General features: G+C 65.9%; 26 protein-coding genes. 14 read left to right on the top strand and 12 right to left on the bottom strand.

The features are described 5' to 3' along the window. Nucleotides 1–24: 24 nt before the first annotated feature. On the bottom strand, nt 25–936 hold the full coding sequence (locus tag AC1DB0_RS17990) for a LysR family transcriptional regulator (protein ID WP_447578538.1): 912 nt from the start codon (nt 934–936) through the stop codon (nt 25–27). 110 nt (nt 937–1046) lie between these two features. On the opposite strand from AC1DB0_RS17990, the gene AC1DB0_RS17985 reads away from it, so the two are divergent. Beyond that, on the top strand, nt 1047–2183 hold the full coding sequence (locus AC1DB0_RS17985) for a threonine synthase (protein ID WP_054422635.1): 1137 nt from the start codon (nt 1047–1049) through the stop codon (nt 2181–2183). A 45-nt stretch (nt 2184–2228) separates the two neighbouring features. Here AC1DB0_RS17985 and AC1DB0_RS17980 read toward each other — a convergent pair whose 3' ends face one another. The 4 genes from AC1DB0_RS17980 to AC1DB0_RS17965 all read right to left on the bottom strand — a co-directional run bounded on the left by AC1DB0_RS17980 (nt 2229) and on the right by AC1DB0_RS17965 (nt 4991). Continuing rightward, a complete protein-coding gene (locus AC1DB0_RS17980; protein ID WP_476757964.1) occupies nt 2229–2648 on the bottom strand; it encodes a VOC family protein in 420 nt (139 codons plus the stop codon). Nucleotides 2649–2717: 69 nt separating this feature from the next. Continuing rightward, complete coding sequence (locus AC1DB0_RS17975; RefSeq protein ID WP_054422633.1) at nt 2718–3407, bottom strand: helix-turn-helix transcriptional regulator; 690 nt, start codon at nt 3405–3407, stop codon at nt 2718–2720. 109 nt (nt 3408–3516) lie between these two features. Further along, the gene (locus tag AC1DB0_RS17970) at nt 3517–4377 is read right to left on the bottom strand and encodes a hypothetical protein (protein ID WP_175170072.1); all 861 of its coding nucleotides are present in this window, start codon (nt 4375–4377) and stop codon (nt 3517–3519) included. A gap of 146 nt (nt 4378–4523) precedes the next feature. Next, nucleotides 4524–4991, bottom strand: coding sequence for a CopD family protein (locus AC1DB0_RS17965; protein WP_054423300.1), 468 nt, complete (start codon nt 4989–4991; stop codon nt 4524–4526). 155 nt (nt 4992–5146) lie between these two features. Between AC1DB0_RS17965 and AC1DB0_RS17960 the strand changes: the two genes are divergently transcribed. The 9 genes from AC1DB0_RS17960 (at nt 5147) to AC1DB0_RS17920 (ending at nt 14630) form a co-directional block, all read left to right on the top strand. Continuing rightward, on the top strand, nt 5147–5656 hold the full coding sequence (locus tag AC1DB0_RS17960) for a sigma-70 family RNA polymerase sigma factor (protein WP_054422631.1): 510 nt from the start codon (nt 5147–5149) through the stop codon (nt 5654–5656). After that, the gene (locus tag AC1DB0_RS17955; protein ID WP_476757965.1) at nt 5653–6636 is read left to right on the top strand and encodes a FecR domain-containing protein; all 984 of its coding nucleotides are present in this window, start codon (nt 5653–5655) and stop codon (nt 6634–6636) included. The genes AC1DB0_RS17960 and AC1DB0_RS17955 overlap by 4 nt, the downstream gene beginning before the upstream one ends. A gap of 113 nt (nt 6637–6749) precedes the next feature. Further along, on the top strand, nt 6750–9386 hold the full coding sequence (locus AC1DB0_RS17950; protein WP_476757966.1) for a TonB-dependent receptor: 2637 nt from the start codon (nt 6750–6752) through the stop codon (nt 9384–9386). A 78-nt stretch (nt 9387–9464) separates the two neighbouring features. Beyond that, on the top strand, nt 9465–10511 hold the full coding sequence (locus tag AC1DB0_RS17945) for a hemin-degrading factor (RefSeq protein WP_476757967.1): 1047 nt from the start codon (nt 9465–9467) through the stop codon (nt 10509–10511). Between the two features lie 20 nt (nt 10512–10531). Further along, nucleotides 10532–11365 carry a heme/hemin ABC transporter substrate-binding protein gene (locus AC1DB0_RS17940; protein WP_175170068.1) on the top strand — a complete coding sequence of 278 codons (834 nt, stop codon included), beginning with the start codon at nt 10532–10534 and terminating at the stop codon, nt 11363–11365. Beyond that, nucleotides 11349–12347, top strand: coding sequence for a FecCD family ABC transporter permease (locus AC1DB0_RS17935; RefSeq protein ID WP_346551124.1), 999 nt, complete (start codon nt 11349–11351; stop codon nt 12345–12347). The genes AC1DB0_RS17940 and AC1DB0_RS17935 overlap by 17 nt, the downstream gene beginning before the upstream one ends. Beyond that, the gene (locus AC1DB0_RS17930; protein ID WP_054423299.1) at nt 12344–13132 is read left to right on the top strand and encodes a heme ABC transporter ATP-binding protein; all 789 of its coding nucleotides are present in this window, start codon (nt 12344–12346) and stop codon (nt 13130–13132) included. The genes AC1DB0_RS17935 and AC1DB0_RS17930 overlap by 4 nt, the downstream gene beginning before the upstream one ends. Nucleotides 13133–13225: 93 nt before the next feature. Then, on the top strand, nt 13226–13708 hold the full coding sequence (locus tag AC1DB0_RS17925; protein ID WP_054422625.1) for a YajQ family cyclic di-GMP-binding protein: 483 nt from the start codon (nt 13226–13228) through the stop codon (nt 13706–13708). Nucleotides 13709–13724: 16 nt separating this feature from the next. Then, complete coding sequence (locus AC1DB0_RS17920) at nt 13725–14630, top strand: LysR family transcriptional regulator (RefSeq protein ID WP_054422624.1); 906 nt, start codon at nt 13725–13727, stop codon at nt 14628–14630. A 160-nt stretch (nt 14631–14790) separates the two neighbouring features. Here the strand turns inward: AC1DB0_RS17920 and AC1DB0_RS17915 are convergent, their stop codons facing one another. Continuing rightward, on the bottom strand, nt 14791–16239 hold the full coding sequence (locus AC1DB0_RS17915) for an AlkA N-terminal domain-containing protein (protein ID WP_054422623.1): 1449 nt from the start codon (nt 16237–16239) through the stop codon (nt 14791–14793). Between the two features lie 148 nt (nt 16240–16387). Between AC1DB0_RS17915 and AC1DB0_RS17910 the strand changes: the two genes are divergently transcribed. From AC1DB0_RS17910 to AC1DB0_RS17895, 4 genes are all read left to right on the top strand, one after another. Then, on the top strand, nt 16388–16942 hold the full coding sequence (locus AC1DB0_RS17910; RefSeq protein ID WP_476757968.1) for a methylated-DNA--[protein]-cysteine S-methyltransferase: 555 nt from the start codon (nt 16388–16390) through the stop codon (nt 16940–16942). A gap of 83 nt (nt 16943–17025) precedes the next feature. After that, entirely contained in the window at nt 17026–17967 is a 942-nt protein-coding gene (locus AC1DB0_RS17905) for a DUF3829 domain-containing protein (RefSeq protein WP_245636303.1), read from the top strand. Nucleotides 17968–18085: 118 nt separating this feature from the next. Further along, nucleotides 18086–19171 carry a tartrate dehydrogenase gene (locus tag AC1DB0_RS17900; protein WP_476757969.1) on the top strand — a complete coding sequence of 362 codons (1086 nt, stop codon included), beginning with the start codon at nt 18086–18088 and terminating at the stop codon, nt 19169–19171. Nucleotides 19172–19282: 111 nt separating this feature from the next. After that, nucleotides 19283–20263 (top strand): Bug family tripartite tricarboxylate transporter substrate binding protein, encoded by a 981-nt coding sequence (locus tag AC1DB0_RS17895; RefSeq protein ID WP_054422620.1) that lies wholly within the window; start codon nt 19283–19285, stop codon nt 20261–20263. Between the two features lie 21 nt (nt 20264–20284). Here AC1DB0_RS17895 and AC1DB0_RS17890 read toward each other — a convergent pair whose 3' ends face one another. The 6 genes from AC1DB0_RS17890 to urtE form a co-directional block, all read right to left on the bottom strand. Beyond that, a complete protein-coding gene (locus tag AC1DB0_RS17890; protein ID WP_447982444.1) occupies nt 20285–20890 on the bottom strand; it encodes a phosphatase PAP2 family protein in 606 nt (201 codons plus the stop codon). Between the two features lie 90 nt (nt 20891–20980). Continuing rightward, the gene (arsC, locus tag AC1DB0_RS17885; RefSeq protein ID WP_476758714.1) at nt 20981–21409 is read right to left on the bottom strand and encodes an arsenate reductase (glutaredoxin); all 429 of its coding nucleotides are present in this window, start codon (nt 21407–21409) and stop codon (nt 20981–20983) included. Between the two features lie 124 nt (nt 21410–21533). Next, a complete protein-coding gene (locus AC1DB0_RS17880) occupies nt 21534–23156 on the bottom strand; it encodes a PepSY domain-containing protein (protein ID WP_476757970.1) in 1623 nt (540 codons plus the stop codon). Nucleotides 23157–23187: 31 nt separating this feature from the next. After that, nucleotides 23188–25389, bottom strand: a complete 2202-nt coding sequence (locus AC1DB0_RS17875; protein ID WP_427945448.1) for a TonB-dependent receptor — start codon at nt 25387–25389, stop codon at nt 23188–23190. A 200-nt stretch (nt 25390–25589) separates the two neighbouring features. Then, a complete protein-coding gene (locus tag AC1DB0_RS17870; RefSeq protein ID WP_054422616.1) occupies nt 25590–26018 on the bottom strand; it encodes a DUF2946 domain-containing protein in 429 nt (142 codons plus the stop codon). A 105-nt stretch (nt 26019–26123) separates the two neighbouring features. After that, nucleotides 26124–26822, bottom strand: a complete 699-nt coding sequence (gene urtE / locus AC1DB0_RS17865) for an urea ABC transporter ATP-binding subunit UrtE (RefSeq protein WP_054422615.1) — start codon at nt 26820–26822, stop codon at nt 26124–26126. Nucleotide 26823: the final 1 nt, after the last annotated feature.

Here is a 26823-nt window from a genome sequence, read left to right as displayed (position 1 = left end):
ACAGCACAACGAGCGGGCCGGGGCTTAACGCCCCGGCCCGCTTATGCTTTGCCGAATGGCCGCCAGCATTGCGCGGGCGCGCGCCGGCAGCGAACGCGACCCGTACACGGCATGCATCTGCGGCGCGGTGCCTTGCGCGGACGTCACGGTGTAGGCCGGACACACGCGCACCAGCGCGCCGCGGTCAATCTCTGGTTGTGCCGCCCAATCCGCCAGCCGCGCGATGCCCATGCCTTGCAGCACCATCGCCATCACGCCGCTGCCGCTGCTGGCGCGCACCGCGGGCTCGGCATGCAGGCGGACGATGCGTTTGTCTTGCCGCAAATGCCAGTCTTTCAGCACGCGCGGCCCGGTATGCATCACCAACCGATGCTGCTTCAGCTCTTCGGGTTCACGCGGCAAGCCCATGCGTTGCACGTAGTCGGGGCTGGCGCACAGCAGCCGCTCATACGGCCAAAGCCGCGCGCCCAGCAGCTCGCTGGACGCCGGGAAGCCGCCGCGTATGGCAAAGTCCAGGCCTTCGGCGATGGGGTCGATGCCCTTGTCGGTATAGACAATGTCCATGCTGACGCCGGGGTGCGCGTCCGCATAGCGGCGCAACACGGCGGGCAGCAGGGCAACGCCCAGCAGGTCGGGCGCTGAAAAACGCAGCCGGCCTTGCACGCCGCCTTGCGCGTCCTGCAAATCATCGCGCGCCTGCGCCTCCAGGCGCAGCAGCTCACGCGCAGACTGAAAATAGCTTTCACCTTGCGGGGTCAGTACCACGCTGCTCTTGCTGCGCAATAGCAGCTGTGCGCCCACCTGGCGTTCCAGCGCTTGCACCGCGCGGGTCACGGCGCTGGGTGACGCGCCCAACGCGCGCGCGGCCACGACAAAGCTCTGGCGTTCGGCCACGGCGCAAAACACCTGGTATTCCCATAGCGCGCCTCGTTCCATGCGGGTTCTCCGTTCGAGTTTTCCATTGCGTTTATCGCAACATGATATTGCAACGCGATGGCGGCCGTTCACCCTAGACTGGCGCTTTCCCGTTCCCCGTTGCCTTCATCATGTCCCAGCCTTGCTACGTTGACCCGCTGACCGGCGGCCAATATCCCATTACCGATGCGCGCTGGTGTTCCGACGCGCAAACGCCGTTGATGATGTCGCCGCTGCCGGGTATTTCGCGCGGTGACATCGATACGCGCGAACGTTCGATCTGGCGATATCGCGCGGCCTTGCCCGCCGATATCGCGCAGCCCGTGTCGATGGGGGAAGGCTGCACGCCGATGGTCGAGCGCGCCTGGGGCGGCCTGCGGCCTCATTTCAAACTGGAATGGTTCAACCCGACGTGCAGCTTCAAGGACCGTGGCGCGGCGGTGATGCTGTCGTGGTTGCGGCAGATTGGCATCCACGCCGTGGCGGAAGATAGCTCGGGCAACGGCGGGGCCGCCATTGCGGCGTTTGGCGCGGCGGCGGGCATGGGCGTCACCATTTTTGCGCCGGCCTATACGTCGCAGGCAAAGGTGGCGCAGATACGCGCGTTCGGGGCCGACGTGCGCCTGATCGAAGGCCCGCGCGAGAACTCGCAGACCGAAGCCATACGCGCGTCGCAAGCTATCTTCTACGCCAGCCACAACTGGCAGCCATTTTTCCTGCAAGGCACCAAGTCGATCGCCTACGAGATGTGGGAAGACTTCGGCTTCGAGGCGCCTGACAACGTGGTCATCCCGGCGGGCGCGGGCAGTAATGTGCTGGGCTGCGCCATCGGTTTCGCCGAGCTGCTGGCGGCCGGACAAATCCGCCGCCTGCCCAAGCTGTTCGTGGCGCAGCCGCTGAACTGTTCGCCGGTGGACGCCAGTTTTCAGGCGGGCGCAGACGGCGCGGTGCCGCGCGAGGTGTTGCCTACGGTGGCGGAAGGCACGGCCATCAAGCATCCCGTGCGCTTGCGCGAGGTATTGCAGGCGGTGCGCGCCAGTGGCGGCCAGACGGTGGCGGTGCCGGAAGCCGATATCGTGGCCGCCGTGAAAAAGCTGGCGCTCTCGGGCCTGTATGCAGAGCCCACCAGCGCCACGGCCGCTGCGGCCCTGGACGTGCTGCAAGCACGCGGCGCCATTCACGCCCGCGAACGCACGGTGGTGCTGCTGACAGGCACCGGCATCAAGTCCACGCAGTTCATGACGGACTTGTTTTCAGCAGCGGCTTGATCGAACGCGCGGGCTCGTGCGCCATGGGACAAGCCCGCGTTGGCGTTACGCGGCGTAGGCGGCTGCGGCGCGTTCGTTGGGTTCTGCGGGGGCATTGGCCGGGGCCGGCGAGAACACACGCAGCCGATGCCCGTCCGGGTCCAGCGCCACAAAGGTGCGGCCGAAATCCATATCGGTGGGCGCTTGCAGAATGGGCAGCCCGCGCAGGCTCCATTCCAGATGACGCTGGTTGACGGAGTCAGCATCGGCAACCGAGAAGGCCAGTTCGGATGCGCCGCCGCGACCGGCCGCCGCCGGCTCTACCGTGTAGCGTGACCACAAGCCCAGCTTCAGGCCGGAGTCCAGCACAAAGAGGGCAAACGTGGGCGAGTTTTCAACCGGCTGGCGTTGCAGCAACGCACTGTAGAACGCCGCGCTGGCTTGGGGATTTTCGACGTAAAAAAGGACGTAGTTCGATTCGGACATGATGCGCTCCTGGTGGGTAATGCGCTCATGGTAGGCAGGGGTACTGTCAGTTTTTGGCAGTAGTGTGCATCAGCATTTCTTGGGCTCGTGATTGATCGCGCGCCACTCTTTCAACAACTGGTGGCGCCGCCGCGGATAGCGCTCGCTGGCGGCAAGGGATGCGATGCGGTCGGTGCGGAAATGGCGGAAGTCGCCGCGTAGTTCACACCAGGCCATGACGATGCGCACGCTATCGAAAAACCCCAGCGCAAACGGCCAGATCACGCGCGCGGATTCCGCGCCCTTGTCATCGCGATAATTGATTTCAAGCTTGAGCTCCGAGCGAATCGCCTGACGGATCAGCGCCACATCAACCCGGTCGATCACCGCATAGGGGCTAGGGGCCACCAGCAAGGGAATGGCGTCCAGCTCGTCGCGCAGCTCTTGCGGCAGCACGGCGCCAATCTTCGCCAGCGCATTGCGCGCCGCCAGCCCCAGCCGTTCGTCCGTGCGGCCCGCCACCCAGCGCGTGCCCAGCACCAGCGCTTCGATCTCTTCCGTGCTGAACATCAGCGGCGGCAGCATGAAGCCGGGCCGCAGCACATAGCCCACGCCCGGCTCGCCCTCGATTTCAGCGCCCTGGCATTGCAGCGTGGCAATGTCGCGATACAGGGTGCGCAGGCTGATCCCCATTTCCGTCGCCAACCGCTGCCCGCTGACGGGCAGGCGGTGGCGGCGCAAGGTCTGGAGCAAGTCCAGGAGACGTTCAGTGCGGGACATGGGGCGGGGCGGGCGGACAGCGCCCGTGCAGTCAGAGAGAGGATTCGCGCAATGCTGCCATAAAGTGGCAGCTGACGGGAAGCCGTGCGCCTCGCCCGCGCCGGGGACGTTAGCCGCCGACCTTCTTGCCGGTGGCCACATCAATGGCCGAGCCGTCTTCCAGGCTGACGCGGTAGATTTCACGCACCACGTTGCCGGCAAAGCCGATCTCGACGATGGACACGTCCTTGAAGGTGGTGTTGATGCCTTCAGGCAGCACGGCGTTGAACTTGTCGGACTCCTGCTTCATGGCGTCCTGCAGGCGGGTGTCGTACATCGCCATGCTGTAGACGAGCGTGGTGTGCGGGTTGTGGGCGCGCACCTCTTTGCCGTCCTGCATGATGTTCACGCCGCTGACACCCATCGTCTTGACCAGGTCCTTGCCCGCGTCGCTCATCTTGGCGTAGACGGGGCCGGTCACGCGCGGCAGAGGGCCGTCGCGCAAGGGGGCCAGCGCCGCGGTGGTCACGGTGTTGTAGCGCATCATGTCTTCAAAACCCTGGCCGCTTTTGACGACGCCCAGGTCCAGCCACCACGGATGGCCCGCGCCCTTGGCGGCTTCGGTCGGGTAGAAGGTTTTCAGCGTCACCTGCAACGGCGCGGGCGGCTTGGGCAGCGCCTTCAGCATGCGGGCGGGTGTTTCCGGGTCGGCGCTGTGCAGGTGCATCACGGTCACGTGCGGCATGTTGGGCGTTTCGGCCTCGGTCTTCAGGCCCAGCGCCAACAGGTCTTGCTTGAGCGTGCCGTTGATCTTGGCGTCCAGCACGGCGTTGACGTCTTGCGGCAGGCGGTAGACCACGCCATAGGTCGCCTTGTGGGCGCGGAACTCGGGTTTTTCCAGGGCGCTGTTGTCGATAGGCGCGGCGGCGTGGGCGGCGAACGAGGTGGCGAACAGGCCGAGGGCGGCCAGGTGCAATGCACGTTTGATCATGGGGAATCCCTTATCGTTGTTGACGTGACCCGCGAGAGTCATCCGCAGTGTGGGTGCCGCGGATGTACGGGGTATTGCACCAGTCAAAAGAATTCCGATACCAGCCGCCACTTGGCCGATAGCTGGCCGGCGCGGCTGGTATCCGGCTAGGCCAGGAAGGCGATCGCCACGATGGCGATGCCCAGGATCAGGTTCACGCCCACCCAGCGGCGGATGCCGGCCATGGCCTGGCCGCCTTTGGGCCAATCAGACGCGGCCACCGCGGCGGCCAGGCGCTTGTACAGCGCAAAGCGGATGTGGCCGAAGATCACCATCATCACGATGCCGCCACCGGCCATCAGCGTCCAGCTGCGCGGCATGAAGAACGTGCCGCCAGATTGTGTGGCCATGCTGCCTGCTTGTCCGATCATCGACATGCCGGTCAGCAGGATCAGCACGATGGCCACCAGCACGGCGTTCAGAAAGGGGCCAAGCACGGACGCCATCAGCTTCAAGCGCACGGGCGGTTCCAACTTCGCGGCCGCCGGCCGCAGGAAACAGTGCGCGAACAGCATGCCGCCAACCCACAGGATCACGGCGATCACGTGGATGAATTTCAAGACGCTATAGAACATGGCGAGGTCCGGGTAGTGAATGGCCGCGGATTGCGGCCGGTCTGTCCCCATGATATCGCCGCAACACAATCCCGCGCGGACTTGACCAGAATCATGGTTTTGCATTTAGAATGAGATTGATTGCTATTTGTATTTTTGCGTTCCGGGAGCCTGTCGTGTCTAACCCTGTGCTCGCTTCAGGCGACACCGTGCAACTTTTGTACCGAAGCCACCATGGGTGGCTTCATAACTGGTTGCGCGCCAAACTCGGCAACACCTTCGACGCGGCGGACCTGGCCCAGGACACGTTCGTGCGGGTGCTGCGCCATCGCCACGAGCTGGACGCGCTGCGTGAACCGCGCGCCTACCTGACAACGATCGCCAAGCGGCTGCTGATGAATCACCATCGCCGCCGTTCGGTCGAAAACGCGTATCTGGAAGCGCTGGCGCTGATGCCCGAAGCGGTGGCGCCGTCGGCCGAGCAACGGCTGATCATTCTGGAAACCTTGCAGGAAATCGACGAAATGCTGGCGGGCTTGACCTTGCCCGCGCGTCAGGCGTTTCTGATGGCGCAGCTGGAAGGCCTGAGCCATGGCGAAATCGCGCAGCGGCTGAACGTGTCGTTGCGGTCGGTGCACCGCTACATCGCCCGGGGGTTCGAGCAATGCATCATGGCGGTGACGTGAGCACGCAGACGGGCGAGCTGCCCGCCGTTGAACGCAATGTGGCGCGCGTTGCCGCGCGTTGGCTGTTGCGGCTGAGTTCCGGCCGCGCAACCGATGCCGACGTGCATGCCTGCGACCAATGGCGCGCCAGCAAGGCCGAACACGAAACCGCCTGGCAGCGCGCGCAACGCGTGAATGAACGCTTCGGCCTGATCCCCACGGCGCTTGGCATGGCGACGCTGAACCGGCCCGAACTGACGCAGCGCCGCGCGGCCTTGAAGGCGTTGGTGGCGCTGGTGGTGGCAGGCCCGGTGGGCTGGGCCGCCTGGCGCGCAGACCCGTTGAACTGGACGGCCGACTATCGCAGCGCGGCCGGCGAACGGCGCGACGTGATGCTGGCCGATGGATCGTCTTTGCACCTGAATACCGGCAGCGCGGTGGATGTGGCGTTTGACGCGACGACGCGGCTGGTGCGCCTGCGCTCGGGTGAGATCGCCGTCCACGCCGTGGCCGAGGCATCGCTGCATCCGCGGCCCTTCGTCGTGCGCACGAGCCTGGGCGACATTGAAGCCCCGCCGTCGCGTTTCTGCGTCCGGCAAATGGGTGGGCAATGCCACGTCAGCGTCCAAGAAGGGCAGGTTCGCCTTGCAAGCGGCGCGCACCCCGGGCGCGTGCTGAGTCTGTCGGCGGGCGAGCAGGGCAGTTTGACCGCGGCCGGTGTCTCGGACGCGGCGCCCGCTGACCCGCACGCCAGCGACTGGATGCGCGGGGTGCTCTACGCCAATCAACTCCGCCTGGATGCGTTCGCGTCTGAGCTTGGGCGTTATCGCCCGGGCGTCCTGCGCTGCGACCCCGAGATAGCGCACCTGCGCATCTCGGGCGCATTCCAGCTAAGCGATACCGACGCGGTGCTGGCGGCCTTGCCCGCCACCTTGCCGGTGCAAGTGCGCACCCGCACGCCGTACTGGGTCACCATCGGGCCGCGCGCGTCAGCGGCATGATTTTTTCGCCGTTACAAAAAACCGGCATCGAAGCTGTCCGATTCGCGAATCACGAGGGTCATGGTCTGTATAGGCAAACGAATGCCGATACCCGTTGGATCGAAAGGACGACCATGGCTTATCTCCCCGCCGGCCGCGCAAGCGGCTCCCCACCCCCCCCGGACGCGCCGCCCCGCTTGACCCGCCTGAACGGCGCGGTGCATGCCGCGCTGGCGCTTGCCGCCGTCTCCGCCGCGATGCTGCCGCTTGCGGTGGCGCAGGCGCAGGCTTCGCCCAGCGCACAATCGGTCAGCCAGGGCGCGGCGCGCAGCTATCGCATTCCGGCCGGCACGCTGGCGGAAGCCCTGCCGCGCTTTGCCGACAGCGCGGGCGTGACGATTCTGTTTGACGCCCGGCTGGTGGGCCAGCGCCGCACGGCGGGGCTGGATGGCACGTACTCGGTGGGCGAGGGCTTTACGCGCTTGCTCGATGGCAGCGGCCTGGCGGTGCAACAGCGCAGCGCCGGCGTGTTCGTTCTGCAAGCCGCGCCGCAGCCGGGCGTGACGCAGCTGGCGCCGGTGAAAGTGGAAGGCGAAGGCGCTGTCGTGACGCCCGCTTGGGAAACCAGCACCGACCGCAAGCGCTTGGACGATCTGCAAATCCGCAACTGGAGCGATCTGGGCAAGCGCGCCGAACCCGGCGTGAGCTTCAACCGGTCAAACAACAGCATCAACATCCGCGGCCTGGATCAAGACCGCGTGCTGACCCGCGTGGATGGCATCCGCCTGCCGTGGCTGGATGACGGCGCGCGCGGCGTGAAGGGCGGCCTGGAATCCGTGGACTTCAACAGCCTGTCGCGGCTGGACATCGTGCGCGGCGCGGATGCGACGGGCGGTGGCTCCGGCGCCATCTCGGGCATTGCCGACCTGTATACGCTGGACCCGTCCGACCTGCTGACCGACGGCAAGACGTTCGGCGCACTCGCCAAGACCGACTACGATTCCGCCGACGCCAGCTGGGGCGCGAACGCAGCGCTGGCGGGCCAGATTCACAGCAATACGTTCTGGCTGGTGCAAGCGGGCGTGCGCAACGGGCACGACCTGGACAACCGTGGCGACGTGGGCGGCTATGGCCCCAAGCGCAGCCAGCCCAGCCCCGAAGACTACGACCAGCAAAGCTTCCTGTTGAAGTTGCAGCAGCGCGCCGACGGCGGCCACCGCTTTGGCCTGACGGGCGAATACTTCAAGCGCCGCGCCGACATCGACAACATGTACGAACAGGGTGCTGGCACGTCCTACCTGTACGGCGAAAACAGCACGAAGAAAGAAACCGAGCGCGAGCGCGTGTCGTTCGACTATTCGTACAAGGCGCCCAGCGAAGGCGGCCTGATCGACACCGCCACCGCCGTCGTCTACTGGACGCGGCTGCGGCTGGACAACGCGCTGGATGGCGTGCGCAGCGTGGATTCGCGCGCGGGCATCATCCCGGGCGATCCGTTCCGATACGGCTTCCCAAGCGGCCCGTATGGCCGCAGCAACTCCATCCAACAGACCTTGTTCGGCGTAAACGGCGAACTGACCAAGCGGCTGGGTGGCGAGTCCGTGTCGCAGTTGTGGACGGTGGGCGGCGAGTGGTACGGCAACAAGACCGAGCAGAACTCCACCGGCTATGACAACTGCCCTGCCATTCGTCCGGGTTTGCCCGCGCCGTTTGGCCCGCGCTCGTGCGACATGCTGCACACCAACCAGGCTGACGTGCCGGAGTCCAAGGGCAACCAATGGGCGTTGTGGGTGCAAGACGAATTCAGTTTTGCCGACGGCCGCTACACGCTGACGCCAGCGCTGCGCTACGACCACTACGAGCAAAAGCCGCAGTCCACCGCCAGCTACGAAAGCAATCCCAACGCAGGCGCCTTGCCGCCGTCCAACAGCGGCAGCCGCTTCTCGCCCAAGCTGCTTGGCACGTGGAAGGCCATGGAATCACTGAGCGTCTACGCCCAGTACGCCTATGGCTTCAAGGCCCCCAGCGCCAGCCAGCTCTACACCAACTACGGCGGCCCAGGCACCTATCTGCGCGTGGGCAATCCCTACCTGAAGCCGGAAACCAGCAAGGGCTGGGAATTGGGCGCCAAGATCGGTTCCGACGACCTGGGTGCTGCGGTATCGTTGTTTGATAATCGTTATCAGAACTTTATCGATAGCAATCAACCGCTGGACGCCAATTCGCCGCAGTGGCAGCCCGGTTGGGCGGGGCAATATCCGTTGGGCATTACCGGCAACGTGAACCGCGCCAAGGTCCGCATCTATGGCGCCGAAGCCAGCGCACACTGGAAGTTCTCGCCGGGTTGGCGCACGTGGGGCTCGCTGGCATGGGCCGTGGGCAAAGATGAAAACACCGGGCAATACCTGAATTCGGTGGCGCCGCTGAAAGCCGTGCTGGGCGTGGGTTACAGCCGCGATGTGTGGGGCGTGGACGCCATGCTCACCACCGCCTTGAAGCGTGACAAGGTTGAGTACCCCGATGGCCCGCCGGCCGCCGGCTATGCCGACTTCCAGGCACCGGGCTATGGTGTCGTGGACGTGATGGGCTATTGGCGCCCCGCCGCGGTGAAGGGGCTGCAAGTGCAGGCTGGCGTGTTCAACCTGTTCGACAAGAAGTACTGGGAGGCCATCAACGTGCCGACCGCAGGCTCGATCGCGCTGCCGCGCACGGTGGATTGGTACACCGAGCCGGGGCGCAGCGTGCGCGTGTCGCTGACCTACCAGTATTGATCTCGCGCCGCCGCCGCCCGGATAAGTTCCGGGGCCGGCGGCGGCTTCACTGAAGAACCCATTGGCCGGAGGCCTACGATGACGAATCTTGATTTCAACAGCCGCGCTGAAGCCCTGCGCACCCGCAACGACGCGCTGGCCTCGACGCAACCGAATCTGCGTGCGCGCAATCTGGCGCGGGCGCTGGGCGTGTCCGAAGCGGAGTGGATTGCCGCGGGCTGTGCCGGTGTGAAGTCCACGGCGCTGCATGGCACGCCGCAAGAAATTTTCCGCGAGCTGGGCACGTTGGGCGAAGTGATGGCGTTGACGCGCAACGACTGGTGCGTGCACGAGCGCCATGGCGCTTACCTGGACATCCAGGCCGACGGCCCGGTGGGCATTGTGTTGGGGCCCGACATTGATCTGCGCGTGTTCTTCACTGCATGGAAATCAGCGTGGGCGGTTGAGCAAGACGGCCGCCACAGCCTGCAATTCTTTGATGCCGCGGGCGTGGCCGTGCACAAGGTCTACCGCACCGACGCCACCGATGCGGCCGCCTACGATGCGCTGGTCGCAAAGTTTGCGGGCGACGCGCAATGGCCCGAGACCACCGCGTATGCCGCCGCTACCGACGCCCATCACGTCGACGACGCCGCAGCATGGCGCGAGGCGTGGCTCGGTATGAAGGACACGCACGAATTCTTCCCGCTGCTGCGCAAGTTCAAGGTGTCGCGCCTGGCGGCGCTGGCTGCGGCCGGTGAAGACCTGGCGCAGCCGGTGCCGGCGGACGCCGTTGAACGCATGCTGCAATCGGCGGCGGAGTCGGGCCTGTCCATCATGTGCTTCGTGGGCAACCGCGGCATGATCCAGATTCACACCGGCCCCGTTGAGCAGTTGCGCCGCACCGGCCCTTGGTTCAACGTGCTCGACCCGACGTTCAACCTGCACCTGGACACCACCGCCATCGCCTCGGCCTGGGTGGTGAACAAGCCCACGTCCGATGGCTGGGTGACGTCGCTTGAGGTCTACGCGGCCAACGGCGACCTGATCGTGCAGTTCTTCGGCGAGCGCAAACCGGGCAAGCCGGAGCTTGCCGGTTGGCGCGAGCTGATGGTCAGCTTGTGCGACGCGCCGCTGGCGGCCTGAGAAATCTTCGGGAATCTGCGATGAAAAAATGGTTGGCAATTGCGTTGGGCTGGGCGATGGCGGCAAGTGTGCACGCCGCCGAACCCAGCCGGGTGGTGACGCTGGGCGGCAGCGTGACGGAAATCGTCTATGGCTTGGGGCAGGGCGACAGGCTGGTGGGGGATGATCAGTCCAGCCTGTACCCCGAAGCCGCCACCAAGCTGCCACGCGTGGGCTATTACCGCGCCGTGCCGGTCGAAGGCGTGTTGTCGCTTAAGCCAGATCTGGTGTTGGCGTCAGAGCAGGCCGGCCCGCCCGAGGCGCTCAAGCGGCTGGCGGGCGTGGGCGTGCGCGTTGTCACAGTGTCGGACGCGCCCTCGGTGGATTCCCTGAAGTCGCGCATCCGCGCCATTGCCGGCGCATTGGGCGTGGCGGCGGCCGGCGAGCGCATGGTCGAAGACGTGACGCAAGAACTCGCGCGCGCCGAGGCCATTCCGGCCACGCGCGCGCGGGCGCTGTTGCTGATCAACCGCACGGGCTCGCCGCAAGGCGCAGGCCGCGACACGGCCGCCAACGAAGTCATGCATCTGGCTGGCTTGGATAACGTGTTGCACGACCAGCAGGGCTACAAGCCCTTGTCGGCCGAGGCCATGGGCGCGCTGGCGCCCGACCTGATCGTGGTGACGCAGGCGTCGTTGGAGGCGGGTGGCGGCATGGAGAAATTCCTCAGCCTGCCCGGCATCGCCTCGACGCAGGCGGCGGCCAAGCGCCGCGTGGTGGTCATGGATGACCTGCTGATTCTGGGCATGGGGCCGCGCCTGCCGTTGGCGCTGACCCAGCTTAAGCAGGAGGTCGCGAATGTCATGGCGCGTTAGCGCGCCCTTGGCATTGGGGCTGTTGACGGCGGCGTTGGCGCTGGCGATGTTGGCCGCCACCGCCAGCGGCGCGGTCAGCATTCCGTTGCGCGAACTGCCGTCGCTGTTGTGGGGCGCGCCCACGCCCGACAACGCGCTATGGCGCAACGTGCTGATCGACATCCGTCTGCCACGCGTGCTGTTCGCCGTGGTGACGGGGGCGGGGCTGGCGATATCGGGTGCGGCCATGCAGGCGCTGTTTCGCAACCCGCTGGCCGAACCCGGCCTGATCGGTATTTCGGCGGGCGGCGCGCTGGGGGCGGTGGCCGCCATTGTGCTGACCTCGGGCGGCTTCTGGATCACGGCGCCATCGGCCTTCGCCGGTAGTCTGATTGCGACGATGTGCGCGTACGCCGTGGGCCGGCGCGTGCCAGGCGTGGCCGGGTTGCTGCTGGCCGGCGTGGCCATCACGGCGATGTCGTTCAGCCTGATCGGCCTGTTCACGTTCGTTGCGACCGATGCGCAGCTGCGCGACCTGACCTTCTGGAACATGGGCAGCCTGGGCGGCGCAAATTGGAAAATGCTGGCGTTCCTTGGCCCTTGGGTATTGCTGATGAGCGCCTGGCTGATCAGCCAGTGGCGCGTCATGAACGCCCTGCTGCTGGGGGACCGCGAGGCCCAGCATCTGGGCTATTCGCTTGCGCGCGTGCGGGCGCGGCTGGTGCTGGCCAGCGCGCTGATTGTCGGGCCGCTGGTCGCAGCAACGGGCACCATCGTCTTCGTCGGGCTGGTGGTGCCGCATCTGGTGCGCATGACGCTGGGCGCGAACCACCGCTGGCTGTTGCCGGCCACCGTCATTGCGGGCGGTTTGGCGCTGGTGCTGGCGGATTGGGCGGCGCGTACCGTCGTCGTGCCAGCTGAATTGCCGATTGGTTTGGTGACGGGCTTGGTGGGCGGCCCATTTTTTCTGTGGCTGTTGGCCCGGGGCCGGAGGATAGGCTGATGCTTGCCGCACAGAACCTGACGTTGTCGCGGGGCGGCAAACGCATTCTTTCCCAGATATCGCTTGAGGTCCGCCCAGGCGAAGTCGTCGGTTTGCTGGGCGCCAATGGCGCGGGCAAGTCCACGTTGCTCAGCGCGCTGGCGGCCGAGCTGTCACCCGATTCGGGGCAGGTGCATCTGGGCGGCGAGCCGCTAGCCGGCATGCCGTTTCGGGAGCAGGCGCGCCAGCGCGCCGTGCTGCCGCAAAAGCCCGGGCTGACCTTTGACCTGGATGTGAATGAAGTGGTCGCCATGGGCGCCTATCCGTTTCCAGAACTGCCACCCGCCGCCGTCGATGCGTTGGTCGCCCAAGCATTGACGCTGGCCGATGCCGCCCATCTGGCCGGACGCCGCTATCCCGAATTGTCGGGCGGCGAACAGCAGCGCGTGCAGTTTGCGCGCGTGCTGGTGCAGTGCCATGCCGCGCGGCAAGCGGGCGAGGCGCGCTACCTGCTGCTGGACGAGCCCACCGCCAGCCTGGACCCGAAGCACCAGACCGACCTGCTGCGCCGCGCCTGGGAATTGGCCCATGCCGGCAATACGGGCGTACTGGTGATTCTGCACGACATGAATCTGGCCGCGCGCTGGTGCGACCGCCTGCTGCTGCTTAGCGGCGGCGCCACCACGGCGCTGGGCACGCCCGAGCAGGTGCTGACGCCCGCCAATCTGTACCTGGCTTATGGCATTGATGCGCAAGTGATCCCGCATCCGCTGCAATCGGGCCGGCTGCTGGTGCTGACGTCATAACGCGGCAGGCAACCGCACGCGCCCGCCGGGTCGGTAAAATAGGCGAACTTATGGTTTCGCCTATTTCATTCATCCCCCTACAGGACCCGTGTCATGCCTACTTTTGACGTCGTCTCCGAAGTCGACAAACACGAACTCAGCAACGCCATCGACCAAGCCAACCGCGAACTGGCTACCCGCTTCGACTTCAAAGGCACCGACGCCAAGTTCGAACTGGAAGGCTTTGTCGTGACCCAGGTTGCCTCCAGCGCGTTCCAATTGAAGCAGATGCTCGACATCTTGCGCGGCCGCCTGTCGGCGCGCGGCATCGACGTGCGCTGCCTGGACGTGGCCGACCCCCTGGAAAACCTGGGCGGCGCGCGCCAGAAGGTCACCATCAAGCAGGGCATCGAGCAGCCGGTGGCCAAGAAGCTCATCGCCGCCATCAAGAACGCCAAGCTCAAGGTGGAATCGCAGATCAACGGCGACAAGCTGCGCATTACCGGCAAGAAGCGCGATGATCTCCAAACCGCCATTGCGCTGTTGAAGAAGACCGACGTCGACCTGCCCTTGCAGTTCGAAAACTTCCGCGACTAATCCCCGGCCCGCCGCCATGGGGCATTCCAGCGAACTGCAACTGGTGGTGGAACTGGCGCGCGCCGGCGGCATGTCCGCCGCCGCCCGCCAGCTGGACGTGACCCCGGCAGCCGTCAGCAAGCGGCTGGCGCAGATCGAAGCGCGCCTGGGCGTGCGGCTGTTCAACCGCAGCACGCGACGGCTGAGCCTCACTGCCGAAGGCGAGGTCTACCTGGAAAGCGCCCGCCGCATTCTGGGTGAAATCGAAGACCTTGATCAGCTTATCGCCAGCCGCCAGGACAGCCCGCGCGGTCGGCTCAAAGTCAACGCGCCGCTGGGTTTTGGCCGCAGCTACATCGCGCCTGCGATTGCTGACTTCGCGAAGCTTTACCCCGACGTCTCGCTGCAACTGCAACTGACTGACAGCCCTGCGGACTTCGTGCAAGACGCCTTCGACGTGGCGGTGCGCTTTGGCGACCAGCCCGATACGCGTTTGATCGCCCGCAAGATTGCGCCGAACCGCCGTCTGGTGTGCGCATCCCCCAGTTATCTGAAGACCCATGGTGTGCCGGTCACCCCGCACGACCTGACGCGRCATCAATGCATCGTGTTGCGGCAGAACGAAGACGCCTACAGCTTGTGGCGCTTCACCAAGGGACGCCGCAGCGAAACCGTGAAGGTGCGCGGGGCCTTGAGCAGCAACGATGGTGAAGTGACGCTGACGTGGGGGCTGGCGGGGCTGGGCATCTTGCAGCGCGCCGAGTGGGACCTGGCGCGCTATCTGCGCAGCGGCCGGCTGGTGCGCGTGCTGGAAGACTATGCGCTGCCACAAGCGGATATCTATGCCGTGTTTCCGGAACGGCATCACCTGTCGGCCAAGGTCCGCGTCTTCGTGGATTTTCTCGTCAACTACTTCCAGCAGGACGCGGACGCGCGCTGGTAGCGATCCCTAGCGCGATCCCTAGCGCGATCCCTAGCGCGGCCCATGGTGCGGCCCATAGCGCGGCCCATGGTGCGGCCCATGGTGCGGCCCATAGCGCGGCCCATGGTGCGGCCCATGGTGCGGCCCATGGCGCCGCCGATCTCTCCGCCCCTGTTAGCGTTCAGCCCGCCGACCACAGATGCTGCGCAGCATACGCACGCCACGGCCGCCACGACTCCGCACGCGCCAGCAATTGCGCGGGCGTGTACGCGCGCGATTCCAATTTCTCCAGCGCGCGGATCAGGCCGATGTCGGCGCTGGGAAACGCATCCGGCTCGCGCAGGCAGCGCAAGGCGATGTATTGCGCCGTCCATTCGCCAATGCCGCGTATCGCGCGCAGGCGTTTGACCGCGTCGTCCAGGCTGCTGCCTGCGTCAAACAAATGCGGGTCGGCTACCGCGGCGGCGGCCACCGCTGACAACGTGGCGGCACGGCTGCGCGGCATGCCCAGCACAGCCAGCTCCGCCGGGGCCACGGCCTCGGGAGTGGGGAACACATGGGTCAAACCGTCTTCCGGCTGGGCCATGGCGTCGCCATGTGCAGCCACCAATTTTCCCGCCAGCCGAATCGCGGCGGTCACCGTGATCTGTTGGCCCAGCACGGCGCGCATGGCGAGTTCGAAGCCATCCCACGCGCCCGGCACGCGCAGGCCAGGGCGCGCGGCGATCAGCGCCGCCATGACCGGGTCGTGCGAAAACTGCGCGGCCAGCGCGACCGGGTCGCTGCCCAGATCAAACACGCGGCGCAAGCGCGCGATGATGGCCGGCAGCGCATGCAGGCGCGGAAAGCGCACGGTCGCTTGCAGCGCGTTGCCGGTGCCGGGTTGCACGCTGACTGTGCCTTGCATGCCGTCCAGACTGATCGTGCGCGTATAGCGGCTGCCATCGATGCGTTCAATGCCGGGAATGGCGCGCAGCCGCAGAAACGCCAGCATGGCCTCCCAGTCATAAGGCGGCCGGTAGCGCAGCAGCAACTGGATTTCGCCACGCGGCCCGGCGGGCACATCGGGCTTGCCGGATCGGCGCAGGTCGCCCGGCGTGCGGTCGAACAAAGTCAGAAAGATCTCGTTGAAGCGGCGGATGCTGCCAAACCCCGACGCGAAGGCGATTTCGGCCATGGGCAGGTGCGTTTCGTGGATCAACTGCTTGGCCAACAACACGCGCCGGGTTTGCGCCACGGCCACGGGGGACGCGCCCAAATGCTGGCGAAATTGGCGGCGTAACTGGCGTTCGCCCACGCCCAGCCGGGCGGCCAACGCATCCACGCCGGCCTCATCCAGCGCGCCCAGCTCAATCAGCCCCAAGGCGCGCGCCACGCCGTCAGGCAAGTCGGGCGCGGGGCCGAGCTCGGGTGCGGTCTCGGGCCGGCAGCGCAGGCAGGGGTGAAAGCCCGCCTCTTGCGCCGCGGCGGCGGTGCCGAAGAAAGAGACGTTCTTGGACAGCGGCGTGCGCGCCGGGCAGACGGGGCGGCAATAGATGCCCGTCGTCTTCACAGCGGTGAAGAAGCGGCCGTCGTAACGGGCGTCGCGCACGCTGATGGCGCGGTAGCAGGCGTCGTGGTCAAGGTTCATGCCGCCATGCTAGCGCTGCGCATTGAAGGAAATCTAGCGGTTTTCGGACACTGTTGTTGGCCTGACATTGCTGTCCGAAAACCGCCAGCACGCCGCCGGAACCCGCCCTTATAGTGGCCGCATGCCTTTGCAGCCAATGGAGCTTTCCATGAACGCCACGACTCATCACTTCACGCTTGAACGCGTGCCGACGCCCATCGGCCTGATGCTGGTGCTGACCGACGCACAACAGCGCCTGCGCGCGGTGGACTGGCAGGATTTTGAATCGCGCATGCACACGCTGCTGCGCCGGCAGTACGGCAACGCGGCCATCACATTGCATGACGCCGCACACGCATCTTCTGCGACCCGGGCGCTTCAGGCGTACTTCGACGGGGACGTGCACGCTATCGACACGCTGGATGTCGCCACCGGCGGCACGGACTTCCAACGGCAGGTGTGGCAGGCGTTGCGCGGCATCGCGGGTGGCGCGCCCATCAGCTACAGCGGCCTGGCGCAACGCATTGCGCATCCGACCGCTGTGCGCGCCGTGGGGCTGGCCAACGGCGCGAATCCGATTGGCATTGTGGTGCCGTGCCATCGTGTCGTGGGCGCGAACGCGTCGCTGACCGGCTATGGCGGGGGACTGCATCGCAAGCGCTGGCTGCTCGACCATGAACAGAAGTGGTCGCGTATTGAAAACAATTGTGACAGGCCAGAATGACTTTGTAGCGTGTTAGCGGATGCCCGGGCATATGATGCGTTCCCTTTTATGGAGAACAGATGTTTATGTCGCGCCCATTGTGCATGTCCGCCCTTCTAGCCGCTACGTTGATGCTCGCCGCGTGCGGCGATGACACCGCCAAGCAGGACGCGAAGGCTCCCGAAGCCAGCACCGCCCAGGCCGAGATCGTCAAGTACAACCAGTACGTTGATGCGGCCAACGGCATCACGCAGTCGTTTGACGAAACGCTGTCCCAGTACGAGCAGTACATGGTGCCCAAGCTGGCCGACAAGAAGCCCGTGAAGGACTACGTCATCGGCAATGACATCATGGTGTTGCGCACCAAGGAAAAGCTGGACAAGGCGCTGGCGATGAAACCCGCCATTCCCGAGATCGACGCCGCCGCCAAGGATTTTTCGCAAGCGCTGGGTACGCTGGCCCCGCTGAGCACCGAGCTGCAAAACTACGCTGCCGCCAAGACCTATGTGTCGGATAACGGCGCATTGGCGCGTGAAAAAAGCCCCGCCTATGTGTCGGCGCTGACCGCCGTCGCGAAGGCCGAGAGCGCGTTCTATCACGGCATCTCGGTGAAGGACACGGCCAACACCAAGGAAGCGTTCGAGAAGGCCAAGAAGGACACCGTGGCGTATTACCGCGCCGGCATGGTGTATTACGCCAAATCCACGCTGGATCAGGCGACCGGCATTTTCGACGGCACCGGCCTGGGCGACAAGAAAGAGGCGTTCACGCAGCAGCTGGACAAGCTGAATGAAATGGCGCTGGGCTTTGACAAGAAGACCCGCGAAGCCGATCCCAAGGGTTGCGCAAGCACGATGATGAAGGCCAATTCCCTGCTGGCGGCGGGGCGCAAAGTGCTGGAGAACACCGACAGCGGACGCTACAAGCAAGACGCCGAACGCACGGGCGCGTTCAAGAGCTTGCGCCCCACGATCGTGGACGACGCCTACAGCCTGCGCCAGAACTTCAACAACTTGATCAACAACCTGAACGTGAGCCGCTGCTGATCGCAGCGAGCCGATCTTCAACCTGAAGTTGAAGATGTTGTGAATGGCGCTGCGCGCACGGCGCGCAGCGCTCGGTACATTGCCGACAGACCCTTATCAGCAAGGAACCTGTCGGCCCATGAAAACCTATCGCATCGCAACCATTCCCGGCGACGGCATCGGCAAGGAAGTCATTCCGGCCGGCCAGCGCATCATGCAGGCCCTGGCGCAAGCGGGCGGCCTGCACTTCGAATTCCAGAACTTCGACTGGGGCGGCGACTACTACCGCCAGCACGGCGTGATGATGCCGGCCGATGGGCTGGACGCGCTGCGCGACAAAGACGCCATTCTGTTCGGCTCGGCGGGCGACCCCGACATTGCCGACCACATCACGCTGTGGGGCCTGCGCCTGAAAATCTGCCAGGGCTTTGACCAGTACGCCAACGTGCGCCCCACGCGCATCCTGCCCGGCATTGACGCGCCGCTGAAACGCTGCACGCCTGAACAACTGAACTGGGTGATCGTGCGCGAAAACTCGGAAGGTGAGTATTCGGGCGTGGGCGGGCGCGTGCACCAGGGCCACCCTATCGAAGCCGCCACCGACGTGTCGATCATGACGCGTGCGGGCGTCGAACGCATTCTGCGCTTTGCCTTCAAGCTGGCGCAATCGCGTCCGCGCAAGTTGCTGACCGTCGTCACGAAATCCAACGCGCAACGCCACGCCATGGTGATGTGGGACGAGATCGCGCTGCAAGTCAGCCGCGAATTCCCGGACGTGACATGGGACAAGGAACTGGTTGACGCCGCCACCGCGCGCATGGTCAACCGGCCGTCGTCACTGGACACCATCGTCGCCACCAACCTGCACGCCGACATCCTGAGCGATCTGGCCGCTGCGCTGGCCGGCAGCCTGGGCATTGCGCCCACCGGCAACATCGACCCCGAGCGCCGCTATCCGTCCATGTTCGAACCCATCCACGGCTCTGCCTTCGACATCATGGGCAAGGGCCTGGCGAATCCCGTCGGCACCTTCTGGTCGGTGGTGATGCTGCTGGAACATCTGGGTGAACACGACGCCGCAGCGCGCTTGATGCAGGCCATCGAACAAGTGACCGCTACGCCCGCGCTGCATACGCGCGACCTGGGCGGCAACGCCACGACCGATGCGGTGACCGAGGCGGTGTGCGCGCTGTTGACGGCGGGCAAGCAGGTGAAGGCGGCGTAGCAGGCGGGTTGGCAAGACCACCGGAATGCTTGACTGCGGGCATCAGACCCGCAGCGCAATTCCGGCCATAGAACAAGAAGCGAAGTTCATTCGTATCCCAAGGAGACAAGCATGTTCAAGCGAATTTTCCGCGCGCGCACGTGGGCGGTTGCCTGCGTGTTAAGCCTGCCGTTGGCGGGCGGGGCCATGGCCCAGTCGTACCCGTCCCGGCCGATCAGCCTGGTCGTGCCGTTCCCGGCGGGCGGCACCACCGACGTGCTGGCGCGCGCGCTGGGGCAGGAACTGGCCAAGAGCCTGGGCCAGCCGGTGGTGGTGGAAAACAAACCCGGCGCGGGCTCGACCTTGGGCGCGGACTACGTCGCCAAGGCGGCGCCCGACGGCTATACCTTGCTGATGGGCGCGGTGCATCACACCATCGCCACCAGCGTGTACAAAAGCCTGCACTACGACTTCCAGAAAGACTTTGCGCCGGTGACGACGGTGGCGCTCGTGCCTAACGTGCTGGTCGTCAACCCGAAGCTGGACGCCAAGACCGTGCAAGGGCTGCTGGCCTTGGCGAAAGCCGCGCCGGGCAAGCTCACCTATGGATCAAACGGCATGGGCACCGGCCAGCATCTGATCGGCGCGCAGTTTGAACAGGAAGGGCAGGTGAAGCTGCTGCATGTGCCGTACAAGGGCAGCGGGCCGTTGACGACGGATCTGCTGGGCGGCCAGATCGACATGTCGTTCGACACCATCACGCCCGTGCTGGCGCATATTCAGAGCGGCAAGCTGCGCGCGCTGGCGGTCACGACCAATCAGCGTTCGGCGGCCTTGCCGGACGTGCCGACGATGGAAGAGGCGGGCATCAAGCCGTTCAATATGGGGACGTGGTTTGGCGTGCTGGCCCCGGCCGCCGCGCCCAAAGAGGTGGTGGCGCGGCTGAATGCCGAGATGGTGAAGATCATCAAGTCGCCGGATTTCTCGCGCCGCATGGCGGAGATTGGCGCGGTGCCGATTGGCGATACGCCGGACCAGATGCGTGCGCGCATCGGCGCCGACACCGAGAACTACGCCAAGCTGGTCAAGGACGCCAAGGTAGCCATCAATTGATGGCGCGCTACGGATGCTGATCTACGCGCGTATCCAGCCGCGCGCAATCGGCAGCGCCAGCACTTTGCGATAGATGCCTTGCGCCACCAACGTCAACGGCGCGCCAATGCGTTTCCACACCGGAGCCGCGATGGCCGCCGCGACGGGCGCCAGGATCAGCCCGCCCACGATATCCAGCGGGAAATGCACGCCCAGGTATACGCGCGATGTGCCGACCACCGCCGCGCCCAGCAAGGCCACTACGCCCCATGCCGCCCAGCGCCGATCAAAGATCAGCGCAAAGGCGAACGTGGCGATGATGATGGTGTGGTTGCTGGGAAATGACGACGTCGGCTTGTGCGGGAAGAACGTATGCCCCAGCCCGATCACGAAGGGACGCGGATGCGGCAACAGCGCGCCGCACGCATAGCTGGCGACCAGCGCAACGCCGATGCTGGCCAGCACTTTCAGGGCCAGATTGCGCTGCGCTTGCCCGCCCCACAGCCACATCGCCGCCAGCGCGCCGGGCACCAGCAGGATCAGCTGATTGGCCACCAGCATGGCGGCATGAATCCGCCATACAGGGGTGGCCGGGTCGGCATTGATCAGAAGAAAAAAGGACTGGTTGAAGCTTTCCAGGAAATCCATGACACGTCATCGCGGCGTAATAATCAATAGCCGCGATGGTAAAGGGGTTTCCCGTCAGTCCGCTTACAAAATGCGGCGGAGTACGCCCTTTTACTTCTGGATGCGTTTGCCGTTGGCGTCGATGACAGCTTCGCCGTCTTCCTTGGTGAACGCGCCTTGCTGGGGCGAGGGCAGAATGTCCAGCACCAGCTCCGACGGGCGGCACAGGCGCGCGCCCAGCGGCGTGGTGACAAAGGGACGGTTCAGCAGAATCGGGTGCTGTTCAATGGCGTCCAGCAGCGCGTCATCGGACAAGCTGGTGTCGTCCAGGCCAAGCTCCTGGTACGGCGTGCCCTTTTCACGCAGCGCGTCACGCACGCTAATGCCGGCCTTCTTGAACAAGGCCTTCAAGGTGGCGCGCGACGGCGGCGTTTMCACGTACAGCACCACCGTGGGCTCAATGCCGGCGTTGCGGATCAGCGCCAGCGTATTGCGGGACGTGCCGCACTTGGGGTTGTGATAGATGGTGACGTCTGACATGGAAGGCTCCTGAATAGCGGTGATTCGTCATGCAAGACGGTGAGCATAGTGCATTGGGTGGGGGGCGCCCAGCCGGGGGCGCCTAGCCGGGGGCGCCCAGCCGGGGGCGCCTAGCCAGATGCCCTCAGCCGCGCAGCTTCTTGCCAAGCCGCCGCCACCCGATCACTACACCGGTCAGACTCAGCGCCGCCCCGCCCAGGCTAAGGAAAATCAGCAAGGCATCCCAGAGCGGCCGGCGCGACAGCAGGCCCGTCCAATCCCAGCTGTGGAGAAAGGCGAACAGCCAGCGGCTGACGCGTCCGCTGCGGTCTTGCCGGCCCTGAATCTGGCCGGTGTGCGGGTCCAGATAAATCCAGGTTGCCTGCGGGTTGTCGTACACCAGCCGCCAGACAGGCAGCGGCTTTTCGACATGGCCCAGCATCGCGTGTTCGTCGCGCGCGTAGTAGTACACGTCGTACTGGCGCAGCACCTGCACCTCGCGCAGCGTGGCGCCGGGCAGCAACTGCGTGGCCGCCTGACGCAGCTTGGCGTCATCAAAGGCGTAAGGCGTGGCTTGGGTGGCCGACAGCACTTGCGGCGCGCCCGCCGCGCCGCGCGCCAGCACCACGTCCTGGCCCGCGTTGCGCGCCCAGCTCAACTCACGCGGGGCGGCGGGCAGGGCGGCGATCAGATCGCGTGGCGACGCCAGCGGCGCGTTGGCCGCCGCATTGGCCGACCCAGCGGCCCACCCATTGGCCGACCCAGCGGCAGACCCAGCGGCCGACCCATCGGCATAGGCGCTGCGCGCCAGCGGGGCGGCGGTGCTGGTGAACACCTTCCACGGGTTCATCGACATCAGCCCGCTGAAAATCCACGTGATGGTGATGGCGGCAAACAGCAAACCACTGATGTGATGCCAGCGCATCATGTTGTCGCGGTAGGGCGACCGGCTGCCACTGGCGTAAGGCCGCGAAAACCGCCAGCGCAGCATGCCCACGATGGTGCCCGTCAGCGCCAGCACCACGCCCGCCACCGACAGCCACACCACGATGTCATGCCACCACGGGTCCAGCGCGTTGCCGCGAAACATGTACAGCCAATGGACCCACGCGCCCACATAGTTCCAGGCGCGCTCGTTGCGGGTGGCGTCCAGCACCACCGCGCCCGTCGCCGACGACACGTACAAGCGCGTGCGCGCGGGGTCGCTCATGTCGATGCGGTGCAAAGGGCGATGCACATCCAGTGCGCCCGAGTGGGTATAGACGTCCTCGTCCACCAGCCCGTCGTAGTGCGCGGCGTACGCGTCACCGAACCAGGCAAGCGCCGTGGCTTGCGCTGTCGTGGCGTCTGCCTTGGGCAGTAGCAAGCCGGTGGCGGCGTCGACGACTTTGGGCGCGGCGGGGCTTGAACCCGAGGCGGAACCCGGCATGGACCCCGGCACCACATACACCGGCGCGCCGCCCTGGCTGGCAGATAGCTGCAAGCCGGGCGCGTCTGCGCGCGTTTTCCCGGCAGCCGCCAGCGCCTGCTCGGGCGTGATGGCGATCCGCGTGGCGTCCAACGGCGCCAGATGCGTCAGGCGTTCATGAGGGGTGAGCTTGGGATAACCCACATACATCATCACCACGCCGCTCACGAACCACATGGCGAAGAACAGGCACAGCACGACGCCGGCCCAGCGATGGATCAGATAGAGCCAGCGCTTGGCGCGCGTGGACAGCGGCGGCCCGGCGGGGCGAGCGGAAGAACGGGGCGATGTGGCGCTCATGGCATCTCTACACGGCGGAGCTAGGGGCGGACTAGAAGCGGGCTTGCAGCGACAGTTCAAACGTGCGCGGCGCGCCCAGGTAGAACATCGTCGGGCTGGCGTTGGCCGCGTAGACCTTGTCGGTCAGGTTGCGCACGCGCGCGGTCACGTTCAGGTTGCGGTTCACCCGATGCGACAAGGCGGCGTCAAACACCGTGTACGACGGCGCCCACACCGTGTTGGCGGCATCCGCGTAGGCGCGGCCCACGTAGCGCGCGGCGACGCTGGCGTTCCAATCCGGCACGAACGCGTAGTCCAGCCACACGTTGGCCAGACGGCGCGGCGTGTTGACCGGCACGTTGCCATTGCGCGAGACGGACACGCCGCCCACCGATTGCGAGAAGTCGTCGTACTGCGGGTCAACAAAGGCCACGTTGCCTTGCAAGGACAGCTTGGACGTCAGCTGCAAACCGCCCGCCAGTTCAACGCCGCGCGCCGACTGTGCGCCCACCGGAACGCTGACGCCCGGGTTGTTGGGGTCGGTCGTCGAGATGTGTTTGCGCTTGATCTCGTAGAGCGCCACGGTGGCGGAACCGCGCCCGTCCCAGAAGTCGAACTTGCCGCCCACTTCGGCCTGCGTGCCGGTTGTGAGCTGGTCGTTGTTCAGCACGTCGGCAAACGATGCGGTGGCCAGCAGGCCCGACGGAGGGTCCGCGGCCGTGGCGTACTGCGCGTACAGCGACGCTTCGGGGCTGACCTGCCAGTTCACGCCCAGCCGCCCGGTCAGCGGCGAATAGCTGCGCGACGCGCTGGCGGGCGAGGCGGCGGTGACGGCGCGGCGGTTGGTCAGATCCAGGTCGATGAAGTCCTTGCGCAAGGCCGACACGATGGCCACGCCGGGCAGCACTTCGGTGCGGTTCTCCAGCGTCATCGCAAAGGTGCGGATGCGGTTGTCGCGGTCGGCTTTGTGGCCGCGCGTCATGCCGGGGATGTCGTAGAAGTTGCCGGGCGAAAAGTCATAAGGGTCGACGGCGTCGACTTGCGCGGGCAGGCTGGTGGGAAAGCGCGTGACCTTGTTCACGCTGATGTCGGCGCCAAACGACCAGTCGCTGGGCAGGCCGGCCACGGAAGAACGCACCAGCCCTTCTACACGGTTGCCCACCAGGCGTTGTTCGTGACGCTGCAACAGGGCGCCGGAACGCTGCACCAGCGTGTTGCCCGTATTGAAGCGGTAGGTTTCCAGATTGCGGAAATCGCGCTCGGCCTGGTAGTAGTACAGCGTGTTCTTCATCGTCACGGCCGAACTCGCGCGCCATTCGGTCATGGACCGCGCCCACCACACCGTCTGCTCGTACAGCCCATCATTGACGTTGTAGTTCTTGAAGCGCGTGCCATCCATGATGTGGCCCGCGCCTTGCACAACGCCCTGCGCATTCGTCATCAGCGGTGTGCCCCAGTAGGGGCGGTCGACTTGTTCGCGTTGATATTCGAAGGCGAATGTTTGCGTCACGTCACTGCCCAGGTCGGACAACACCGACGCCGCAATCTGGCTGGCGTGCGACCGGTTGCCGTCCACCCAGCCGTGGCTGGACCCGGTGTTGGCGTCGATGCGCAGATAGTGGCCACGCCCGCCGGCATCGCCCGCCAGCTGCTGGTTCAAGCCCACGGACAGCTGGCGGCTGTCGAAGGAACCCAGGCGCAACTGGCCGTCGTAAAACGTATCGCGTTCGGGCAGCTTGGTGACGTAGTTGATGGCGCCGCCCACCGCGCCCGCACCGAACAGGAAGGTCGACGGGCCGCCGATGGCTTCCACGCGGTCGTAGATCCAGCTGTCCACCGGTCGCCCGGCGATGGCGTCGTATTGCACCGAGATGCCGTTGAACAACTGCGACACCTGGCCGCCCGAGAAACCCCGGTAGCTGACCGCGCCGGCGTTGCCGGGGGGCGATGCGTTGTCCACGCCGGGAATGCCGCGCGCAATCTCTTGCGTGCTGAGCGAGCCGCGCGCTTCGATCTGCTCGCGCGAGATCACGGTGACGCTGGCGGGCGTTTCGCGCAAGGTCAGGCCCAGGCGGCTGCCGGTGCTGTCACGGGCATCCAGGTTGACGGGGCCGTTGGGCGCGGGGTCAACGTGGCCCGCGCCGTAGACGGTGGTGGCCGACAGCGTTTCCACGGCGGGTTCGGAGGTCAGCGCGTGGGCAGAGCCGCTGGCAAGCACGCCAAGCAGCAAGGTGTAGATCGTGGTGTGTTTCATGTCTGAAGCCGGCGGACCGGCGCACGGACCCCGCGCCCGGCCTGAACACAGGCGAGGCACAGCGGGCCACAAGGGTCTGGATGACGGCACGGCCGCCCGCGCATCAAGATGCGAGCAAGAGGCGAGCAGGGGGCGTGCAGCGGGGAGACGCGAGGGGCGGGCGCAAGCGTGCCGTCGTCAGACGGCAGACGTGCTCCGGGTCAGTTCGCGGGGGGCGCGCGCGGCTGGGCCGCGCTCCAGGCATGAAGGGGGGCGGCCGCCAGGAAGAACAGCGGCGGATACGTGATGGCGCGGCCCACGGGGGCGGGCACGACCGGCATGTTGGTGGGCAGGATGCCGACGTCTGCGTGCGGGTTGCGGCACAGCGGGCAGTGATGGCCGTCGGCGTGGGCGTCGGCTTGTGTAGAGTCTTGGGCGTCGTGGCTGTCGTGCGGGACGTCCAGCGTGACGGCGCCTTGCGCGTTGCCGTCGCCTTCGCTTGCGCAATAGTCAACGGTGATGCGGTGGATGTGGTGGCCGTCCGGAGACAGGCTCAGTGCTTGCGCGATCGACGGCGCCAACGACGCCCACAGGATCGCGGCAAGCGCGATCCACAGCGAGGGGCGGGTCAGGAAAGTAGCGAAGCACATGGAGCCGGATTATATCGGAGCAGATTTGAAATCTGCGCACAATCTCAAGGAAGGCTTAAGCGCCTGCCCGCGGCCCCGGTGCGAAGCGACTCTTCCCCCTGACGCCTACACCGACAGATGCCGGCGCACGTCATCGCCATCAATCGCGCTGCGGTCGCCGCTGGCCACCACTTCGCCGCGCGACAGCACCACGAACTGATCCGCCAGCTCGCGCGCAAAATCAAAATACTGTTCGCACAACAGAATGGCGATGTCGCCGCGCGCGCGCAGCATGTGAATCACGCGCGCAATGTCCTTGATGATGGACGGCTGGATGCCTTCGGTGGGCTCGTCCAGGATGATGAGCTTGGGCTCAGCCACCAGCGCCCGCGCAATCGCCAGCTGTTGCTGCTGTCCGCCCGACAAGTCGCCGCCCCGGCGCGACAGCATGCTCTTCAACACGGGGAACAGTTCGAACACTTCTTCCTTGATGCGGCGGGCGCGCGCAGCGGGTTTGGTCGCCATGCCCATCAGAATGTTCTCTTCCACCGTCAGCCGCGCGAAGATGTCGCGGCCTTGCGGCACATAAGCCATGCCGCGCGCGGCGCGCTGATGCGGCGCAAGGCGGGTGATGTCGGCGCCATCGAAGCCGATGTTGCCGCTGGCCACCGGCAGCACGCCCATCACGCATTTCAGCAGCGTGGTCTTGCCCACGCCGTTGCGGCCCAGCAGCGCCAGGCATTCGCCCTGGCGCACGGATAGCGACACGCCGCGCAGCGTGTGGCTGCCGCCGTAGTATTGGTTGATTGTGCTTACGTCCAGCATC

The sequence above is a fragment of the Achromobacter sp. 10T422 genome, from assembly GCF_056394065.1.
Note: the sequence above shows the minus strand (reverse complement) of the source record. Positions and strands in the feature narration are given on the sequence as shown.

Excerpts from the sequence above, each read along its gene's own strand:
- AC1DB0_RS17910 (WP_476757968.1), top strand. The coding sequence starts at position 16,388 with ATGAACGCCACGACTCATCACTTCACGCTTGAACGCGTGCCGACGCCC.
- AC1DB0_RS17985 (WP_054422635.1), top strand. The coding sequence starts at position 1,047 with ATGTCCCAGCCTTGCTACGTTGACCCGCTGACCGGCGGCCAATATCCC.
- AC1DB0_RS17940 (WP_175170068.1), top strand. The coding sequence starts at position 10,532 with ATGAAAAAATGGTTGGCAATTGCGTTGGGCTGGGCGATGGCGGCAAGT.
- AC1DB0_RS17900 (WP_476757969.1), top strand. The coding sequence starts at position 18,086 with ATGAAAACCTATCGCATCGCAACCATTCCCGGCGACGGCATCGGCAAG.
- AC1DB0_RS17915 (WP_054422623.1), bottom strand. The coding sequence starts at position 16,239 with ATGAACCTTGACCACGACGCCTGCTACCGCGCCATCAGCGTGCGCGAC.
- urtE (WP_054422615.1), bottom strand. The coding sequence starts at position 26,822 with ATGCTGGACGTAAGCACAATCAACCAATACTACGGCGGCAGCCACACG.
- AC1DB0_RS17895 (WP_054422620.1), top strand. The coding sequence starts at position 19,283 with ATGTTCAAGCGAATTTTCCGCGCGCGCACGTGGGCGGTTGCCTGCGTG.
- AC1DB0_RS17975 (WP_054422633.1), bottom strand. The coding sequence starts at position 3,407 with ATGTCCCGCACTGAACGTCTCCTGGACTTGCTCCAGACCTTGCGCCGC.
- AC1DB0_RS17875 (WP_427945448.1), bottom strand. The coding sequence starts at position 25,389 with ATGAAACACACCACGATCTACACCTTGCTGCTTGGCGTGCTTGCCAGC.
- AC1DB0_RS17965 (WP_054423300.1), bottom strand. The coding sequence starts at position 4,991 with ATGTTCTATAGCGTCTTGAAATTCATCCACGTGATCGCCGTGATCCTG.
- AC1DB0_RS17905 (WP_245636303.1), top strand. The coding sequence starts at position 17,026 with ATGTCCGCCCTTCTAGCCGCTACGTTGATGCTCGCCGCGTGCGGCGAT.
- AC1DB0_RS17870 (WP_054422616.1), bottom strand. The coding sequence starts at position 26,018 with ATGTGCTTCGCTACTTTCCTGACCCGCCCCTCGCTGTGGATCGCGCTT.
- AC1DB0_RS17990 (WP_447578538.1), bottom strand. The coding sequence starts at position 936 with ATGGAACGAGGCGCGCTATGGGAATACCAGGTGTTTTGCGCCGTGGCC.
- AC1DB0_RS17880 (WP_476757970.1), bottom strand. The coding sequence starts at position 23,156 with ATGAGCGCCACATCGCCCCGTTCTTCCGCTCGCCCCGCCGGGCCGCCG.
- AC1DB0_RS17950 (WP_476757966.1), top strand. The coding sequence starts at position 6,750 with ATGGCTTATCTCCCCGCCGGCCGCGCAAGCGGCTCCCCACCCCCCCCG.
- AC1DB0_RS17970 (WP_175170072.1), bottom strand. The coding sequence starts at position 4,377 with ATGATCAAACGTGCATTGCACCTGGCCGCCCTCGGCCTGTTCGCCACC.
- AC1DB0_RS17935 (WP_346551124.1), top strand. The coding sequence starts at position 11,349 with ATGTCATGGCGCGTTAGCGCGCCCTTGGCATTGGGGCTGTTGACGGCG.
- AC1DB0_RS17945 (WP_476757967.1), top strand. The coding sequence starts at position 9,465 with ATGACGAATCTTGATTTCAACAGCCGCGCTGAAGCCCTGCGCACCCGC.
- AC1DB0_RS17890 (WP_447982444.1), bottom strand. The coding sequence starts at position 20,890 with ATGGATTTCCTGGAAAGCTTCAACCAGTCCTTTTTTCTTCTGATCAAT.
- AC1DB0_RS17925 (WP_054422625.1), top strand. The coding sequence starts at position 13,226 with ATGCCTACTTTTGACGTCGTCTCCGAAGTCGACAAACACGAACTCAGC.
- AC1DB0_RS17980 (WP_476757964.1), bottom strand. The coding sequence starts at position 2,648 with ATGTCCGAATCGAACTACGTCCTTTTTTACGTCGAAAATCCCCAAGCC.